Annotated in this window: 14 protein-coding genes; 5 read left to right on the top strand and 9 right to left on the bottom strand. The window is 70.0% G+C overall.

Annotation, left to right across the window (positions count from 1 at the left end; translation table 11 throughout):
• Positions 1-83 precede the first annotated feature (83 nt).
• From ACO1BR_RS32705 to ACO1BR_RS32695, 3 genes are all read right to left on the bottom strand, one after another.
• Positions 84-1,109, bottom strand: a complete 1,026-nt coding sequence (locus ACO1BR_RS32705; protein WP_426798722.1) for a 6-phosphofructokinase — start codon at positions 1,107-1,109, stop codon at positions 84-86.
• A gap of 201 nt (positions 1,110-1,310) precedes the next feature.
• Positions 1,311-2,042 (bottom strand): type 1 glutamine amidotransferase, encoded by a 732-nt coding sequence (locus tag ACO1BR_RS32700; protein WP_426798721.1) that lies wholly within the window; start codon positions 2,040-2,042, stop codon positions 1,311-1,313.
• A gap of 38 nt (positions 2,043-2,080) precedes the next feature.
• The gene (locus ACO1BR_RS32695) at positions 2,081-3,319 is read right to left on the bottom strand and encodes a MurT ligase domain-containing protein (RefSeq protein ID WP_426798720.1); all 1,239 of its coding nucleotides are present in this window, start codon (positions 3,317-3,319) and stop codon (positions 2,081-2,083) included.
• Positions 3,320-3,505: 186 nt separating this feature from the next.
• Between ACO1BR_RS32695 and def the strand changes: the two genes are divergently transcribed.
• Positions 3,506-4,060: a peptide deformylase gene (def, locus tag ACO1BR_RS32690; RefSeq protein WP_426798719.1), complete on the top strand. Its 555-nt coding sequence runs from the start codon at positions 3,506-3,508 to the stop codon at positions 4,058-4,060.
• Between the two features lie 37 nt (positions 4,061-4,097).
• On the opposite strand, the gene ACO1BR_RS32685 is transcribed toward def, so the two are convergent.
• Positions 4,098-4,790: a TetR family transcriptional regulator gene (locus ACO1BR_RS32685; RefSeq protein ID WP_426798718.1), complete on the bottom strand. Its 693-nt coding sequence runs from the start codon at positions 4,788-4,790 to the stop codon at positions 4,098-4,100.
• A 213-nt stretch (positions 4,791-5,003) separates the two neighbouring features.
• Here ACO1BR_RS32685 and ACO1BR_RS32680 point away from each other — a divergent pair, with 213 nt between their 5' ends.
• Positions 5,004-6,269 carry an acyl-CoA dehydrogenase family protein gene (locus ACO1BR_RS32680; protein ID WP_426798717.1) on the top strand — a complete coding sequence of 422 codons (1,266 nt, stop codon included), beginning with the start codon at positions 5,004-5,006 and terminating at the stop codon, positions 6,267-6,269.
• 417 nt (positions 6,270-6,686) lie between these two features.
• On the opposite strand, the gene ACO1BR_RS32675 is transcribed toward ACO1BR_RS32680, so the two are convergent.
• The 5 genes from ACO1BR_RS32675 to ACO1BR_RS32655 form a co-directional block, all read right to left on the bottom strand.
• A complete protein-coding gene (locus ACO1BR_RS32675) occupies positions 6,687-7,169 on the bottom strand; it encodes an iron chaperone (RefSeq protein WP_426798716.1) in 483 nt (160 codons plus the stop codon).
• An 86-nt stretch (positions 7,170-7,255) separates the two neighbouring features.
• Positions 7,256-7,939: a glyoxalase gene (locus ACO1BR_RS32670; protein ID WP_426798715.1), complete on the bottom strand. Its 684-nt coding sequence runs from the start codon at positions 7,937-7,939 to the stop codon at positions 7,256-7,258.
• Positions 7,939-8,487 (bottom strand): helix-turn-helix transcriptional regulator, encoded by a 549-nt coding sequence (locus ACO1BR_RS32665; protein WP_426798714.1) that lies wholly within the window; start codon positions 8,485-8,487, stop codon positions 7,939-7,941. Before ACO1BR_RS32665 ends, ACO1BR_RS32670 begins: the two co-directional genes overlap by 1 nt.
• 307 nt (positions 8,488-8,794) lie before the next feature.
• Positions 8,795-9,205: a VOC family protein gene (locus tag ACO1BR_RS32660; RefSeq protein WP_426798713.1), complete on the bottom strand. Its 411-nt coding sequence runs from the start codon at positions 9,203-9,205 to the stop codon at positions 8,795-8,797.
• A 159-nt stretch (positions 9,206-9,364) separates the two neighbouring features.
• A complete protein-coding gene (locus ACO1BR_RS32655; protein WP_426798712.1) occupies positions 9,365-10,120 on the bottom strand; it encodes a helix-turn-helix domain-containing protein in 756 nt (251 codons plus the stop codon).
• A gap of 263 nt (positions 10,121-10,383) precedes the next feature.
• On the opposite strand from ACO1BR_RS32655, the gene ACO1BR_RS32650 reads away from it, so the two are divergent.
• From ACO1BR_RS32650 to gcl, 3 genes are all read left to right on the top strand, one after another.
• Positions 10,384-11,046 (top strand): DUF4097 family beta strand repeat-containing protein, encoded by a 663-nt coding sequence (locus tag ACO1BR_RS32650; RefSeq protein WP_426798779.1) that lies wholly within the window; start codon positions 10,384-10,386, stop codon positions 11,044-11,046.
• A gap of 246 nt (positions 11,047-11,292) precedes the next feature.
• A complete protein-coding gene (locus ACO1BR_RS32645; RefSeq protein ID WP_426798711.1) occupies positions 11,293-12,420 on the top strand; it encodes a serine hydrolase domain-containing protein in 1,128 nt (375 codons plus the stop codon).
• A gap of 256 nt (positions 12,421-12,676) precedes the next feature.
• Positions 12,677-14,458, top strand: a complete 1,782-nt coding sequence (gene gcl, locus ACO1BR_RS32640; protein ID WP_426798710.1) for a glyoxylate carboligase — start codon at positions 12,677-12,679, stop codon at positions 14,456-14,458.
• The last annotated feature ends 277 nt before the right edge of the window (positions 14,459-14,735 follow it).

The raw sequence follows: 14,735 nt of genomic DNA, 5'->3' as shown, positions 1-14,735 counted from the left end.
CCCACGGCCGGGGGCGCTTCGTCCAGAACCGGACTACTACGGGTGGATCGCCGCTCCTGCCCGGGGCGGGATCAGGGCGCCGGTCACAGCACGCACTCGGCCTCGTCGTAGCGCTCCGCGGGCACCGTCTTCAGGCTCTCCACGGCCTCCGCCAGCGGCACCAGCGTGATCTCGGTGCCGCGCAGCGCCGTCATCTTCCCGAACTCGCCGCGGTGCGCGGCCTCGACGGCGTGCCAGCCGAAGCGGGTGGCCAGCACCCGGTCGTACGCGGTCGGCGTCCCGCCGCGCTGGACGTGGCCGAGGATGACCGGACGGGCCTCCTTGCCGAGCCGGCTCTCCAGCTCCAGCGACAGCTGCCGGGCCACACCGGCGAACCGCTCGTGGCCGTACACGTCCGTGCCGCCCACGTCGAACGACATGGTGCCCGGACGCGGCTTGGCGCCCTCGGCGACCACCACGATCGCGAACTTCTTGCCGGCCTCGAACCGTTCGGCGACCCGCGCGGTCAGCTCCTCGATGTCGAACGGCCGCTCCGGCACCACGATCGCGTGCGCGCCGGCCGCCATCCCCGAGTGCAGCGCGATCCAGCCGGTGTGCCGCCCCATCACCTCGACGATCATCACCCGCTGGTGTGACTCGGCGGTGGTCTTGAGCCGGTCCAGGGCCTCGGTCGCCACCCCCACCGCGGTGTCGAAGCCGAAGGTGACGTCGGTGACGGCGATGTCGTTGTCGATGGTCTTCGGGACGCCGACGATCGGCAGCCCGGCGTCGGACAGCAGCCGCGCCGCCTTGAGCGTGCCCTCGCCGCCGATGGGAATGATCGCGTCCAGGCCCAGCTCGGCGACATGGCCGCGGGCCCGCTCGACGCCGTCCCGCAGCTGGGCGGGCTGCACCCGCGACGACCCGAGGATGGTGCCGCCGCGCGCCAGGATGCCGCCGACCGCGTCCAGGTCGAGCTTGCGGTAGTCGCCTTCCAGCAGGCCCTTCCAGCCGTCGCGGAAGCCGATCACCTCATCACCGTGGTCGGCGGTGGCGCGGTGGACGACGGACCGGATGACGGCGTTCAGACCGGGGCAGTCGCCGCCGGAGGTGAGTACACCAATACGCATTGCTCGTAGAACCCTCTGCAGCTCAGCCGGAGGCCGGACCCCGTCGTCCGGTGGGAATCCCGCCCAGCCTACAAGCGCGCGGCCACCCGGCACAGGGACGCCCGCAGTGCGGACGCGCACCCGCGGAAAAAGCAGAACCGGCCGGATACGGGGTATAACGCCCCGTATCCGGCCGGTTCTGTGCGGCGGCCGCCGGCCCGCTCAGGCGGTCTGCGCCGTCGCCGCCGCGATCCGCTCCTGGCGCAGCGCCTCGTACCAGGTGTCGTCGGCCGGCGGCAGCGCGTTGACGTCCAGCGCCAGCTTGATCAGCAGATCCGCGATATGCGGGTTGCGAGCCATCACCGGGCCGTGCATGTACGTACCGAAGACGGTGTCGTTCCACGCGCCCTCGTAGCCGTCGCCGACCCCGTTGCCGTTGCCGAAGCGCACCTTGGCGAACGGCCGGGCGGTCTTGCCCAGGTGCGTCACGCCCTGGTGGTTCTCGAAGCCGGTCAGCGGCGGCAGCCCCAACTTCGGGTCGATGTCGGCCAGTACGTCGCCGACGCACCGCTCGCCCTCGCCGCGGGTGCTCACCACGTCCAGCAGCCCCAGGCCCTGCTGCCGCTCACCGAGGTCGTTGATGAACTCGTGGCCCAGGATCTGGTAGCCGGCGCACACCGAGAAGACGATCGCGCCGTTGGAGACCGCGCGGTCCAGTCCGCCGTCGCGGATCAGCCGCTCGGCCGCCAGCCGCTGCGGCCGGTCCTCACCGCCGCCGATCAGGTAGATGTCGCCGGAGGTGGGGATCTGCTGGTCGGACCGTACGTCCAGCCGCTGCACGTCCAGACCGCGCTGGCGCGCCCGGCGCTCCACCACCAGCGCATTGCCCTGGTCACCGTAGGTGCTCAGCAGGTCCGGGTAGATCCACACCAGGCGCAGACTGTTGTCACTCATGCTCGCTCGTCCTTGTCCGTGAGGTCGGTGGGATCGCACTAGTTGCCCACACGGCGGCGCAGGTCCTGGAAGGCCGTGTAGTTGGCGATGACCTCGATACGGCCGGGCGGCGCCGCCCGTACCGCCTCGTCGAGGCTGTCGCACACCTGGAAGTCGAGGCCGGCGACCTCCAGGCGCACCGCCAGGTCCAGCTTGCGGTCACCGAGCACGAAGATCGGGTGCCCGGCCAGCCGGGTGTAGTCCACGTCCCACAGCCAGGAGGTGTCCGTACCGTCCGCGCCGCGCGCGTTGACGGACATGATCACCGGGGTCGGCGGCCCGTCGATCAGCGAGAAGGTCTCCAGCCAGCCGGCCGGGTTCTTCGCCAGCAGCAGCCGCAGCTCGCGCTCCATGAAGCCGACCACGTCGTAGCGGCCGGCCACCGCCTGCACGGTGAACATCCGCTCCAGTGCGACCTGCGGCGGCACGCCGAAGGCGGCGGCGACCGCGGCGGAGGTGGTGGCGTTCGCCTTGTTGGCACGGCCCGGCAGCTGGAGCTTGATCGGCCAGGCGCTGCCGTGCGGGTCGAGCACGTGGTCGCCGGAGAGCGCCCAGCTGGGCGTCGGGCGGCGGAAGCCGCACTCGGCGCAGAACCAGTCGTCGCCGGGCCGCTGCATCACACCGCCGCACGAGGGGCAGGACCAGGCGTCGTCCTTCCACTCCTGCCCGGCCGCGACCCACACCACGTTCGCGGACGACGAGGCCGCCCAGACGATCAGCGGGTCGTCCGCGTTGGCGATGATCAGGGCCTTGGAACCGCTCAGCCCCTCGCGCCAGCGCTCGGCCAGCATCCGGGTCTCCGCGGCGCGGTCGAGCTGGTCCCGCGAGAGGTTCAGCAGCGCTATGGCCTTCGGCGTGACATCCCGCGCCACACCCGCGAGGTACTTCTCGTCCACCTCGATGACGCCGTACTTGGCGTCCGAGCCGCCCGCCAGCGCGGACGTGATCCCCGCCGGCATGTTGGCGCCCAGCGCGTTGGAGACCACCGGACCGCTGGCCCGCAGCGCCTCGGCGATCAGCCGCGTCGTGGTGGTCTTGCCGTTGGTGGCGGACACCAGGATCACGTCCAGATGCCTGGCCAACGAGGCCAGCAGGTCGGGGTCGAGCTTGAGTGCCACCCGGCCGCCGATCACCGATCCGCTGCCGCGGCCCGCCGCGCGCGACACCGCTGCCGCGGCCTTGCCGGCCGTCACGGCCAGCTTGGCCCGCGGCGACAGCGGCTCCGTGTTGCCTGCCATCGTCCTAGATCCTCCTTGCATCCGGCGCCCTCCTGGCCTCAGGCTGCCGGTGGAACGCCCCCTCCGTGGCCGACGGCCGGCCGGAGGCTTCGGTCAGGGATCAGCCTATCGAGATCCGGCGGCAGCCCCGAACTCCGCCACCTGTGTGACACCATCCGGTATGCCCCGGCCCGTACGCTGGGGCGCATGCGCCACCGCACCATCCCCGGCAGTTCCGGCCGCGTCCGCCCCCTGCGCCTCCTCGGCGACCCCGCTCTGACCGTGCCCTGCGAGGACGTCACCGCCTTCGACGGCGAGCTGGCCGCGCTGGTCGAGGACATGTACGCGACAATGTACGCCGCCGAGGGGGTGGGACTGGCCGCCAACCAGATCGGCGTCCCGCTGCGGGTGTTCGTCTACGACTGCCCGGACGACGAGGAGCGCCGCCACCTGGGGCACCTCGTCAACCCCCGGCTCGTCGAGGCGGACGGCCCGGTCGTCCGCGGACCCGAGGGCTGCCTCTCGGTGCCCGGTATCGAGGCGGGCACACCGCGCCACGACCACGCCGTCGTGGAAGGGCTCACGGTCACCGGCGAGCCGGTGACCGTGACCGGCACCGGGTTCTTCGCCCGCTGCCTCCAGCACGAGTGCGACCACCTCGAAGGCGGTCTCTATCTGGACCGGCTCACCGGGCTCCGGCGCCGCCGGGCGCTGCGCGCGGCGCCCCGGGCCCCGTGGACCGCGGGGACCGTACCGGCATAGGGCAGGTCCCCGGCACGACACCGGTCCTCGGTGGGGCTCAGAAGCCGGGGCCGTTCGCCAGGTCCCGGACGGTGGCCAGCTGGCCCCACAGCAGATCGGCCAGGTGACGCACCAACTGCTCGCGGGAGCACGGGCGTTCGCGCAGCCACCAGTCCCCGGCGGCGTGCATCATGCCGACGATGCCGTGGCCCCAGACCCGAGCCCGCTCCGCGCCGTCCGCCCCCAGGTCGAGCCGTTCGGAGATCACCGTGGCCAGCTCCTCGCCGAGCCGGCGCAGCAGGGGGGCGGAGTGCCGTCCCACGTCGAAGCCGGACTCCGACGGCATGTCCTCGTCCGCCGGGTGCATCAGGAAGCGGTAGACCTGCGGCCGGGCCTCGATGGCGACCAGATAGGCGTCCAGGGTGGCCTCCACCCGGTCCCGGCGCAGGACCGGGGCGTCCAGTGCGGTGCGCAGGTTGGCCAGCAGGGCGTCGGTGTGCCGCACGGCCAGGGCGCGGTAGAGCCCGCCCTTGTCGCCGAAGTGCCGGTAGAGGATCGGCTTGGTGATACCGGCCTCGGCGGCGATGGCGTTCATCGACGCCCCCGGGCCGTCGCGCAGCACGATGCGCTCGGCCGCCTCCAGGAGTTCCCGCCGTCTGCGCTCGGTCGCGGTCTGCTGCCGGTCGCCCTGCCCGGCCTCGCCGTGCGCGGTGCTGCTGTGCGTGGTGCCGCTGTGCTCTTCGCTGTCCATGGTCGTGCTCCCCACCCTTGTGAATCCGTGGCGCTCGCGCAACGTAACACCCGAACTGCGCAAGGCCCGAACTCCGCGGCCGATTCGGACCGCACTGCGGATGCCCTGCGGCGCCGGTTGGGTCGCGCGGAGGAGTTGACATTATCTACTGGCGAGTAACAGACTCGGGTTACCGCAAGTAACATCTGGCATGCGCGCACCACTGGAGGGGACATGGCCGAGTTCACCATGGAGCTCAACGACGAGCAGAAGGAAGTCCGTGACTGGATTCACGGCTTCGCCGCGGATGTCATGCGCCCCGCCGCCGCCGAATGGGACGAGCGCGAGGAGACCCCCTGGCCGGTCATCCAGGAAGCCGCCAAGATCGGCCTGTACTCCCTCGACTTCTACGCCCAGCAGTTCTTCGACCCCACCGGCCTCGGCATCCCCATGGCCATGGAGGAGCTGTTCTGGGGCGACGCCGGCATCGCGCTGTCCATCGTGGGCACCGGGCTCGCCGCCGTCGGCGTCCTGGCCAACGGCACCGAGGAGCAGATCGGCACCTGGGTCCCGCAGATGTACGGCGACCCCGATGACGTCAAGGTCGCCGCCTTCTGCTCCTCCGAACCGGACGCCGGCTCGGACGTCGCCTCGATGCGCACCCGGGCCGTCTACGACGGGGCCAAGGACGAGTGGGTGCTCAACGGCACCAAGACCTGGGCGACCAACGGCGGCATCGCCGGTGTCCACGTCGTGGTCGCCGTCGTCGACCCGGAGCTGGGCTCCAAGGGGCACGCCTCCTTCATCGTCCCGCCGAACACCCCGGGCCTCTCGCAGGGCCCGAAGTTCAAGAAGCACGGCATCCGCGCCTCGCACACCGCCGAGGTCGTCCTGGAGGACGTCCGGGTCCCCGGCCACTGCCTGCTCGGCGGCAAGGAGAAGCTCGACGAGCGGCTGGCCCGCGCCCGCGAGCGAAGCGAGATGGGGGTCCCCCCGGCCGAAGGCTGGGGGAGTGCTAGGAGCGGAGGCGAGCGCGTGAAGAACGCCGCGATGGCCACCTTCGAGGCGTCCCGCCCGGCCGTCGGCGCCATGGCCGTCGGCACCGCCCGCGCGGCGTACGAGGAGGCGCTGGAGTACGCCAGGACCCGCGAGCAGTTCGGCCGCCCGATCATCGACAACCAGGGCGTGGCCTTCCAGCTCGCCGACATGCGGACCCAGATCGACGCCGCCCGGCTGCTGGTCTGGCGCGCCTCGTGGATGGCGACCACCGGCAAGCCCTTCACCTCCGCCGAGGGCTCCATGTCCAAGCTCTACGCGAGCGAGGTCGCCAAGAAGGTCACCGCCCAGGCCGTCCAGATCCTCGGCGGCAACGGCTTCACCCGCGAATACCCGGTCGAGCGGATGCACCGCGACGCCGCCATCTACACGATCTTCGAAGGCACCAGCGAGATCCAGCGGCTGGTGATCGCCCGTACGCTGTCGGGGATGCCGATCCGCTAGCACCAATTACCCGCAAGACGCGCGTAGTCCGGCATGAAGGAAGAAGGGCCCCACTCCGGGTGGAGTGGGGCCGTTGGGCGTCTCCTGATGCCTCACATTGCTGGTGGGAGAAATGCGGGAGATCGTTTGCGGCGGGGTGGAGGGAACCCGGGGAACGGCCCGTACTCGCGGCGATCCACGACCGGGCGGAGTCTTTCGCTCTCGCCGGGCATCGACCTGATGAGGCATCAAATACCCACAGTCAAGCGGCCGTTCGGCCATCCGGTCGCCCTGTTTCCGGCTCTCCCCGCTTCAGCGCGGCCATCGCCCGAAGGCGTCCGGATCTGGACATGCACAGCAGCTGTGCGTTCCAACTCCCTGACCAGTCCGGCGGCCTGCGCCCTGCGGCCTGCAGCCTGCGGCCTCTCCAGCAAACCTTCAGCCCATCGCCTTCTTCACGAGCGCGCTGATGCGCTGTTCGTCGACTGCGGTGAGTTCCTTCAGGGCGTAGGCGGTCGGCCAGATGGCGCCGTCGTCGAGCGCCGCCTGGTCGCTGAATCCGAGCGTGGCATACCTCGACGTGAACTTCTGCGCACTCTGGAAGTGGCAGACGACCTTGCCGTCTCTGGCGTAGGCGGGCATCCCGTACCAGAGCTTGGGCGTGAGGCCCGGTGCGGCGGTCTTGACGATGGCGTGGATCCGCTCGGCGAGGACCCGGTCCGCCTCCGGCATCTCGGCGATCTTCGCGAGCACATCCCGCTCCGCTGCCGCCTCCTTCTCCGCCCGCGAACCGCGGCGCACCGCCGCCTTCTTCTGCTCCTGCGCGTGCTCCTTCATCGCGGCCCGTTCCTCGGCGGTGAATCCGTTGTAGTGCTCGGCGGCCGTGCCGGAGTTCTCGGCAGACGACTTCGTGTGCTGCATGGCAGATTTCCTCTCGTACAGGCGTGAGCAGGCCGGGGCAGGAGTTCGGCGCCTGGAGTTCAGCGCCCGGAGTGCAGGGCCGGGAGTCAGTTCAGTACGGACGCCGTGGACGGCGTGGGGGCGAGAGACGTGGCGGCCTCCCAGGCGAATCCGTCCGGGTCGGTGAAGGAGCCGGCGGTGCTGCCGAGGACGATGCGGTGCGAGCCGGTGCCGTCGGCGGGGACGCCGAGGTCCTTGGCCAGGCCGCGGCGCTTGTACAGCGCCAGCTTGACGGGGCTGGCCTCGCCGGAGGCGAACTCGGCGTACTTGCCGCCGAAGCTCCTGGCCACCGTCAGACCCCGGCCGACGTAGAACTGCTTGCTTGCCTTCATGTCCTCGACGCCGAGCAGGAGGACGATCTCGTCGATCTCGCGGGTGACCGGGCCGGTGTCCTTCTTCGCCGAGGTCGCGACCTTCCAGATCGTCCCGTCGGGCGCCTGGACGACTCCGCCGTAGCCCCACAGCGACTTCGCGGCGGGCTTCAGCACCGTGGCGCCGGCGTCCCCGGCGGCGCCGAGGAAGCTGTCGACGGTGGCCGGCTGGGACACCGTGAGCGCCAGGGTGAAGCCACGGAATCCGGTGGAGTGGGCCTCGGAGGCCCGCAGGCGTATGTGTGTGTCCACTCCGAGGGCGGTGCAGAAGCGGTGGGCGGCCTCGGGGTCGGCCACCTCAAGGGTGACGGATGCGAGGGACGTGGTGGATGCGGTGGAAGTGGTGATTGCCATGGCCATCACGCTAGGGGCCGCTCGGCGGCCGGGGCTTCTCGATTCCTGACCGGTCTGGTCACCTGCTTCGCCACACATGCCGGCATTCCCTCCACCGTGACCGCAGGCCCCGTATCACCGGCCGCACCTGCGGCATCGGCACGGTCGGCCGCCACATCCGCCACATCCGCCACATCCGCCGCATGCGCCGCGCGGCGCCGGAAGGCTCCGGGCGACATGCCGACCAGCTCGGTGAAGCGGGTGGTGAACGTGCCCAGCGACGCGCAGCCGACCGCGAAGCAGACCTCGGTGACGCTGAGGTCGCCCCGCCGCAGCAGCGCCGTCGCGCGCTCGATGCGACGCGTCATCAGGTACGCGTACGGCGACTCGCCGTAGGCGGCCCGGAACTGCCGGCTGAGGTGCCCGGCGGACATGTTCACGCCGCGGGCGAGCGCCTCCACGTTCAGCGGCTGCGCGTACTCCCTGTCGATCCGGTCGCGGACGCGGCGCAGCCGCGCGAGATCGGTCAGGCGCTGCGCCTCGACGCGTGCACGCCGCCACTCGGGCTGACACATGGGAGAACTCCCCTTCCCTTCTTGCCTCTTCCACTTCCGTCGACGCCTACGAGCGCCTGGGGCGCTTGCCGGGACAAGGCACCCCAGGCGCTCGGTGATGAGGACCGGCGCGCCGGAGCCGACGAGCCGGAGCCGACGGGCCGGTCGAGCATCTGCCGGACAGCAGCGGGACGGACTCCGGGTCCCTGTCCGATGCGGACGCGGCCCCGGTGGGCGGCCGGCAGGGCGGGTACCTCGGCACGGTGCGCCGCGTTCTTCGCAGGTGGTCGCGGAGCCGACCGGCACGGCCGCATCTCCGGCCGCAGGCTCAGCGCAGCTCCTGGATGCGGACCAGGTTGCCCGCGGGGTCGCGGAAGGCGCAGTCACGGATGCCGTACGGCTGCTCGGTCGGCTCCTGGACGACCTCGGCGTCACCGGCCTGCGCCTTCTCGAACGTGGCGTCGAGGTCCGGGGTGGCCAGCAGGATCCAGCCGTAGGTGCCCTTGGCCATCATCTCGGCGATGGTGCGGCGCTCGTCCTCGGTGACTCCCGGGTCGGCGGCCGGCGGTGCCAGAAGGATCGACGTGTCGGGCTGACCGGCCGGACCGACCGTGATCCAGCGCATCCTGCCCTGCCCGACATCGCTACGGACCTCGAAGCCGAGGACGTCGCGGTAGAAGGCGAGCGAGGCGTCCGGGTCGTCGTGCGGCAGGGAACTCGTGTGAATGGTGATGTCCATGACGAGCAGGCTAGAACCGGCTCCGTGTCCCGCGCTTCTCGATTCCTGATCGATCCGACCACGCCCCCTGCCCCTCCTCCTGGTCTGGCCGGAAGCCGCCCCCAGCACGGACACCGGCCCGCCACCCGATCTGCCACGGAGCCGCGACGAAGGACTTGTCTATGCGCCTTCTGTACGTGGCGTGGCGGTGCTGTCCGGGGTCGTTTCGGTTCTGGTGTAGAGGACCTCGCGCCCCTGCTCGGCGGCGCGGATGAGTGCTTCGCTGACGAAGTCGAGGAAGCGGGCGGCGTTTTCGAGGCGGGTGGCGGCCGGGGTGCCGTGGCCGAGGACGCCGACGCCCTGCCGTGCGGTCTCGATGAACTGGTCGTTGGCCCGGGCGCTGCGGAGCATCGCCTGGTACCAGAGGTCGTCGTCGACGACGTAGCGCTCGCGGCGGCGTTCGTCGCGTTCCCGGCGGACGAGGTCTTGGCTTTCGAGGAACGTGATCGCCTTGGAGATGGACGCCGGGCTGACCTGGAGGCGCCCGGCGAGTTCGGAGGCGGTGAGGCTGCCGGTGTCGGTGGTGTAGAGGCAGCCCAGCACCCGGGCCATCATCTTGGGCAGGCCCGAGGTCATGTAGACGGTGGTGAGGGTCTCCTGGTAGTCGCGTACGGCTTCGGCGTCGCGTCCGTAGGGTTGCGGGAGCGCCTTCGACCCCTGCTGCGTGGCGTGCCTGCGCCGGTGGGTGCGCTGCTGGGTGGCGCGGTGGGCCAGGTCGGCGCGGTAGTTGGTGGGGCCGCCGTTGCGCATCACCTCACGCGTGATGGTGGAGGTTGGACGGTCGAGACCGCGGGCGATCTCGGCGTAGGCCAGGCCGTCGGCCAGCCCTGTCGCGATCTGCTGGCGTTCGGCCTGGGTGAGCCTGCCTCCCGGCATGACGACCCCCTTCATGCCCCACGGGGGGCTCCATGGTGCTGCTCGGCATTCTGTGACGCCTCCACCATAGCGTTCACCTTCAATGTATTGCAACGGACGACTGTGCCTTCGTTGCGTTAAGCGGGAGGGTGTTGCAATGATTATCCTGCTTCTACCTGCATAAATGCTGTTCCTGTGCAAAAACCTCGTTGCCCAAAACTAGAAAGCAACGTAGCGTTTCTGGTGTTCGGAAACAGTGAGTCGCCAGCACAAGGGAGAGCATGATGCAGAAGTTCCACACCCCCGCCCCGATCTCCGCCGTCCTGGGCATCCCCGCCGGACGCGTCCGGTTCATCGCTGCGGACCGCGCCGACACCACGGTCGAGGTCCTGCCGGCGAACGCCTCGAAGGGCCGCGACGTGAAGGCGGCGGAGCAGACCACGGTCGAGTACGCCGACGGAGTCCTGCGGATCGAGTCGTCGGCGAAGGACCAGTACTTCGGCCCGTCCGGATCCATCGAGGTGACGGTCAAGCTGCCCGCCGGTTCCCACGTCGAGGCCAAGACGGCCAGTGCCGAACTCCGGACCCTCGGCCGCCTCGGCGACGTCGCTTTCGAAGGCGCGTACAGCCAGATCAAGCTGGACGAGGCCGCGAGCGTGCGCCTCACTGCGGTCGACGGCGACGTCGAGGTCGGCCGGCTGGGCGGCCCCACGGAGATCAGCACCGCACGGGGCGACATCCGGATCACCGAGGCCATGGGCGGCAAGGTCGTGCTCAGCACCCAGTCCGGCGACATCACCGTCGGCGCCGCCGCCGGCGTCTCGGCCGCCCTGGACGCCCACACCGCCTACGGCCGCATCAGCAACGCCCTCAAGAACGACGGCACCGCCGAACTCGACATCCGCGCCACCACCTCCCACGGCGACATCACCGCCAGCAGCCTCTGACCCGGTCCCGCCAAAGGGGCACCCCGCAGCGCCAACCCGGACTTCGGGACGAACGTGCTGGGCACCTCGGACGGCGACAAGGCCGTCTGAGGTGCCCCCAAGATCACGGGCAGATGCAACCGGACTTGATCGCCCGCCAACGCTCACGGCCCACGCCCTCGGCGGCCGACGCAACCTCGTCGCCGCCCCGGGCGGCCACACCCCTCACCGCAACGACCGTCCACACACCTCATAAGGAGCACAGCCATGTCCCTCACCCTCACCGGGCAGGATCGCCCGGAGCTGCAGAAGGCCATCGAGGAGATCGTCGATTCCGGTTTCGCCGGGGTGCAACTGCGCGTCAACGACGAGCGGGGCGAGTGGGTCGGCCACGCCGGGGTGCGCAAGCTGGGCGAGCGCACCAAGCCGCCGACGAACGGGCGATTCCGGATAGGCAGCACCACCAAGACCTTCACCGCGACCGTGGTGCTGCAACTGGTGGCCGAGGGCAGGATCGGGCTGGACAGCCCGGCGGACGACTACCTGCCCGGGTTCGGGCTGGACCGGCGGATCACGGTGCGGATGCTGCTGCAGCACACCAGCGGGCTGTTCAACTACACCGGCGAGTACTACGACGACGGGACGGTCGCGCCGGGGATCCCCTGGCAGGGCCAGGAGTACGTGGACAACCAGTTCCACACCTACCAGCCGGAGGAGCTGGTACGGCTGGCGTTGTCCAAGCCGGCGCGGTTTGAGCCGGGGGCGGACTGGAGCTACTCCAACACCAACTACGTGCTGGCCAAGTTGCTGATCGAGGAGGTCACCGGCCGCTCGTTGGCCGAGGAGATGCGGCGGCTGATCCTGCAGCCGCTGGGACTGTCGGGCACCGTGGTGCCGGGCACCTCGCCGGAGATCCCCGAGCCGCACGCTCACGGCTACTACCGGTACGAGCACGCCGGCCAGTGGAAGGTGGTCGACGTCACCCGCTTCAACGTCTCCTGGATCTCCGCTGCCGGGGACATGATCTCGACGACCGAGGATCTCCACACGTTCTTCTCCGCCCTGATGAGCGGCAAGCTCCTGCCGGACTCACTGCTGGCCGAGATGCGCACGCCGCACCCCAAACTCGGCTACGGCCTGGGGTTGTTCGCGGAGGAGACGGACGGCGGCACCCTCTTCCACCACAACGGCGGCTTTTTTGGTTGGGCGGCGCTGATGTACAGCACGCCCGACGGCAGTAAGACCCTGACCGCCTCGCTGACCACCGGTGACGCCGCGCTCGACTTCGCCGCCACGGCCGAGGCGTTCCAGAAGGCGCAGCAGCGGCTCGTCAAGGAGGTGTTCTGCAGCGGGCAGGCCGAGCCGGCTCACGAGGCGGCCGAGTCGGCTCAGTAGAGGGGGGCGAGCAGCGCGAACGGGCCATTGAGGGGCTGCCCCGTCCCGCACCGAGCCGCGCACCGGTAGCCACCGGTGCGCGGCTTTTCGCTGTCCGCAGGCCGGTTCGCCCGTATCGCTCACCAGGCACCTCTTGACGGGTGGAACGTCTCGCTCTACGTTCCTTCCATAAAGCAAAACATTAATTCCATGATGCGGAATTAAGTCCCGGCCGGTTCGGCCGGAAGCCCGTGACAGGCCGACGCAGGAGTACTCGATGCCTCGAATGACAGCAGCCCGCGCTGCGGTGGAGATCCTCAAGCGCGAGGGCGTGACCAACGCCTTCGGCGTGCCCGGCGCGGCGATCAACCCCTTCTACGCGGCGCTCAAGGGTGCGGGCGGGATCGATCACACGCTGGCGCGCCACGTCGAGGGCGCGTCGCACATGGCCGAGGGCTACACCCGGACCCACCCGGGCAACATCGGCGTCTGCATCGGTACTTCCGGCCCGGCCGGCACCGACATGATCACCGGCCTCTACTCCGCGACCGGCGACTCCATCCCGATCCTCTGTATCACCGGCCAGGCGCCCACCGCGGTGATCCAGAAGGAGGACTTCCAGGCCGTCGACATCGCCGCGATCGCCAAGCCGGTCGCCAAGGCCGCGACCACGGTCATGGAGGCCGCCCAGGTTCCCGGCGTCTTCCAGCAGGCGTTCCACCTGATGCGTTCCGGCCGTCCCGGCCCCGTCCTGATCGACCTGCCGATCGACGTCCAGCTCACCGAGATCGACTTCGACCCGGAGCTGTACGAGCCGCTGCCCGCCTTCAAGCCGGCCGCGACCCGCGCCCAGATCGAGAAGGCGATCACCCTCCTCAACGAGTCCGAGCGCCCGCTGATCGTCGCCGGCGGCGGCATCATCAACGCCGACGCGTCCGACCTGCTGGTCGAGTTCGCCGAGCTGACCGGTACCCCGGTCATCCCGACCCTGATGGGCTGGGGCATCGTCCCCGACGACCACGAGCTGAACGCCGGCATGGTGGGCCTGCAGACCTCGCACCGCTACGGCAACGCGAACTTCCTGGAGTCGGACTTCGTCCTCGGCATCGGAAACCGCTGGGCCAACCGCCACACCGGCAAGCTGGACCTGTACACCAAGGGCCGCAAGTTCGTCCACGTCGACATCGAGCCGACCCAGATCGGCAAGATCTTCGCCCCGGACTACGGCATCGCCTCGGACGCCAAGGCCGCCCTGGAGCTGTTCGTCGAGGTGGCCAAGGAACTCAAGGCCGCCGGCAAGCTGCCCGACCGCGGCGACTGGGCCGCCTCCACCCAGGAGCGCAAGGCTCAACTCCAGCGCCGTACGCACTTCGACAACATCCCGATGAAGCCGCAGCGCGTCTACGAGGAGATGAACAAGGCGTTCGGCCCGGAGACCCGCTACGTCACCACCATCGGCCTCTCCCAGATCGCCGGCGCGCAGATGCTGCACGTCTACAAGCCGCGCCACTGGATCAACTGCGGCCAGGCCGGCCCGCTGGGCTGGACCATCCCGGCCGCGCTGGGCGTCGCCAAGGCCGACCCGGAGACCCCGGTCGTGGCGCTGTCCGGTGACTACGACTTCCAGTTCATGATCGAGGAGCTGGCGGTCGGCGCCCAGCACAAGATCCCCTACGTCCACGTCCTGGTGAACAACGCGTACCTGGGCCTGATCCGCCAGGCACAGCGCAACCTCGACATCAACTTCCAGGTCAACCTGGAGTTCGAGAACATCAACTCGCCGGAGCTGGGCGTCTACGGCGTCGACCACGTCAAGGTCGCCGAGGGCCTGGGTTGCAAGGCGATCCGGGTCACCGACCCCAGCCAGCTGGGCGCCGCCTTCGAGGAGGCCAAGAAGCTGGCCGCCGAGTACCGCGTCCCGGTCGTCGTCGAGGCGATCCTGGAGCGGATCACCAACATCTCCATGGCCGCCGCGGAGATCGACAAGGTGAACGAGTGGGAAGAGGTCGCGACCGAGCCGGGTCACGCTCCCACCGCGATCAAGCCGCTCAAGGTCTGACCCCGGCCGAGGGCTGATTCCGGCTCAGGGCTGATTCCGGTTTCGGCCCAGGGCTGATTTCGGCCCCGACGCGGACGGTGTCCCGGGCGCGGCTTGACCACCGCGCCCGGCACGGCCACCATCCCGTATAGCAGAAAAAGAACTCCGCCATCCGGAAGGGTGGCAGAACTCAGTCATCCGGAAGGGATGCCGAGCGTTTATGGGTTTCACGGACATGCGCTTCAACGTCAACCTGTCGATTCTGTTCACCGAGCTTCCGTTGCTGGAGCGGCCGGCT

Origin of the sequence: Streptomyces sp. YGL11-2, from assembly GCF_050054615.1 — a bacterium.
Lineage (GTDB): Bacteria > Actinomycetota > Actinomycetes > Streptomycetales > Streptomycetaceae > Streptomyces.
The sequence above is the reverse complement of the archived record's forward strand: the minus strand, read 5'-3'. Positions and strand labels throughout refer to the sequence as shown.

Bases quoted from the DNA above. Each gene is read 5' to 3' on its own strand.
- ACO1BR_RS32665 (WP_426798714.1), bottom strand. From the start codon at position 8,487: ATGTGTCAGCCCGAGTGGCGGCGTGCACGCGTCGAGGCGCAGCGCCTG.
- ACO1BR_RS32705 (WP_426798722.1), bottom strand. From the start codon at position 1,109: ATGCGTATTGGTGTACTCACCTCCGGCGGCGACTGCCCCGGTCTGAAC.
- ACO1BR_RS32675 (WP_426798716.1), bottom strand. From the start codon at position 7,169: ATGCAGCACACGAAGTCGTCTGCCGAGAACTCCGGCACGGCCGCCGAG.
- ACO1BR_RS32655 (WP_426798712.1), bottom strand. From the start codon at position 10,120: ATGCCGGGAGGCAGGCTCACCCAGGCCGAACGCCAGCAGATCGCGACA.
- ACO1BR_RS32700 (WP_426798721.1), bottom strand. From the start codon at position 2,042: ATGAGTGACAACAGTCTGCGCCTGGTGTGGATCTACCCGGACCTGCTG.
- ACO1BR_RS32685 (WP_426798718.1), bottom strand. From the start codon at position 4,790: ATGGACAGCGAAGAGCACAGCGGCACCACGCACAGCAGCACCGCGCAC.
- ACO1BR_RS32670 (WP_426798715.1), bottom strand. From the start codon at position 7,939: ATGGCCATGGCAATCACCACTTCCACCGCATCCACCACGTCCCTCGCA.
- ACO1BR_RS32645 (WP_426798711.1), top strand. From the start codon at position 11,293: ATGTCCCTCACCCTCACCGGGCAGGATCGCCCGGAGCTGCAGAAGGCC.
- ACO1BR_RS32660 (WP_426798713.1), bottom strand. From the start codon at position 9,205: ATGGACATCACCATTCACACGAGTTCCCTGCCGCACGACGACCCGGAC.
- ACO1BR_RS32680 (WP_426798717.1), top strand. From the start codon at position 5,004: ATGGCCGAGTTCACCATGGAGCTCAACGACGAGCAGAAGGAAGTCCGT.
- ACO1BR_RS32695 (WP_426798720.1), bottom strand. From the start codon at position 3,319: ATGGCAGGCAACACGGAGCCGCTGTCGCCGCGGGCCAAGCTGGCCGTG.
- def (WP_426798719.1), top strand. From the start codon at position 3,506: ATGCGCCACCGCACCATCCCCGGCAGTTCCGGCCGCGTCCGCCCCCTG.
- gcl (WP_426798710.1), top strand. From the start codon at position 12,677: ATGCCTCGAATGACAGCAGCCCGCGCTGCGGTGGAGATCCTCAAGCGC.
- ACO1BR_RS32650 (WP_426798779.1), top strand. From the start codon at position 10,384: ATGCAGAAGTTCCACACCCCCGCCCCGATCTCCGCCGTCCTGGGCATC.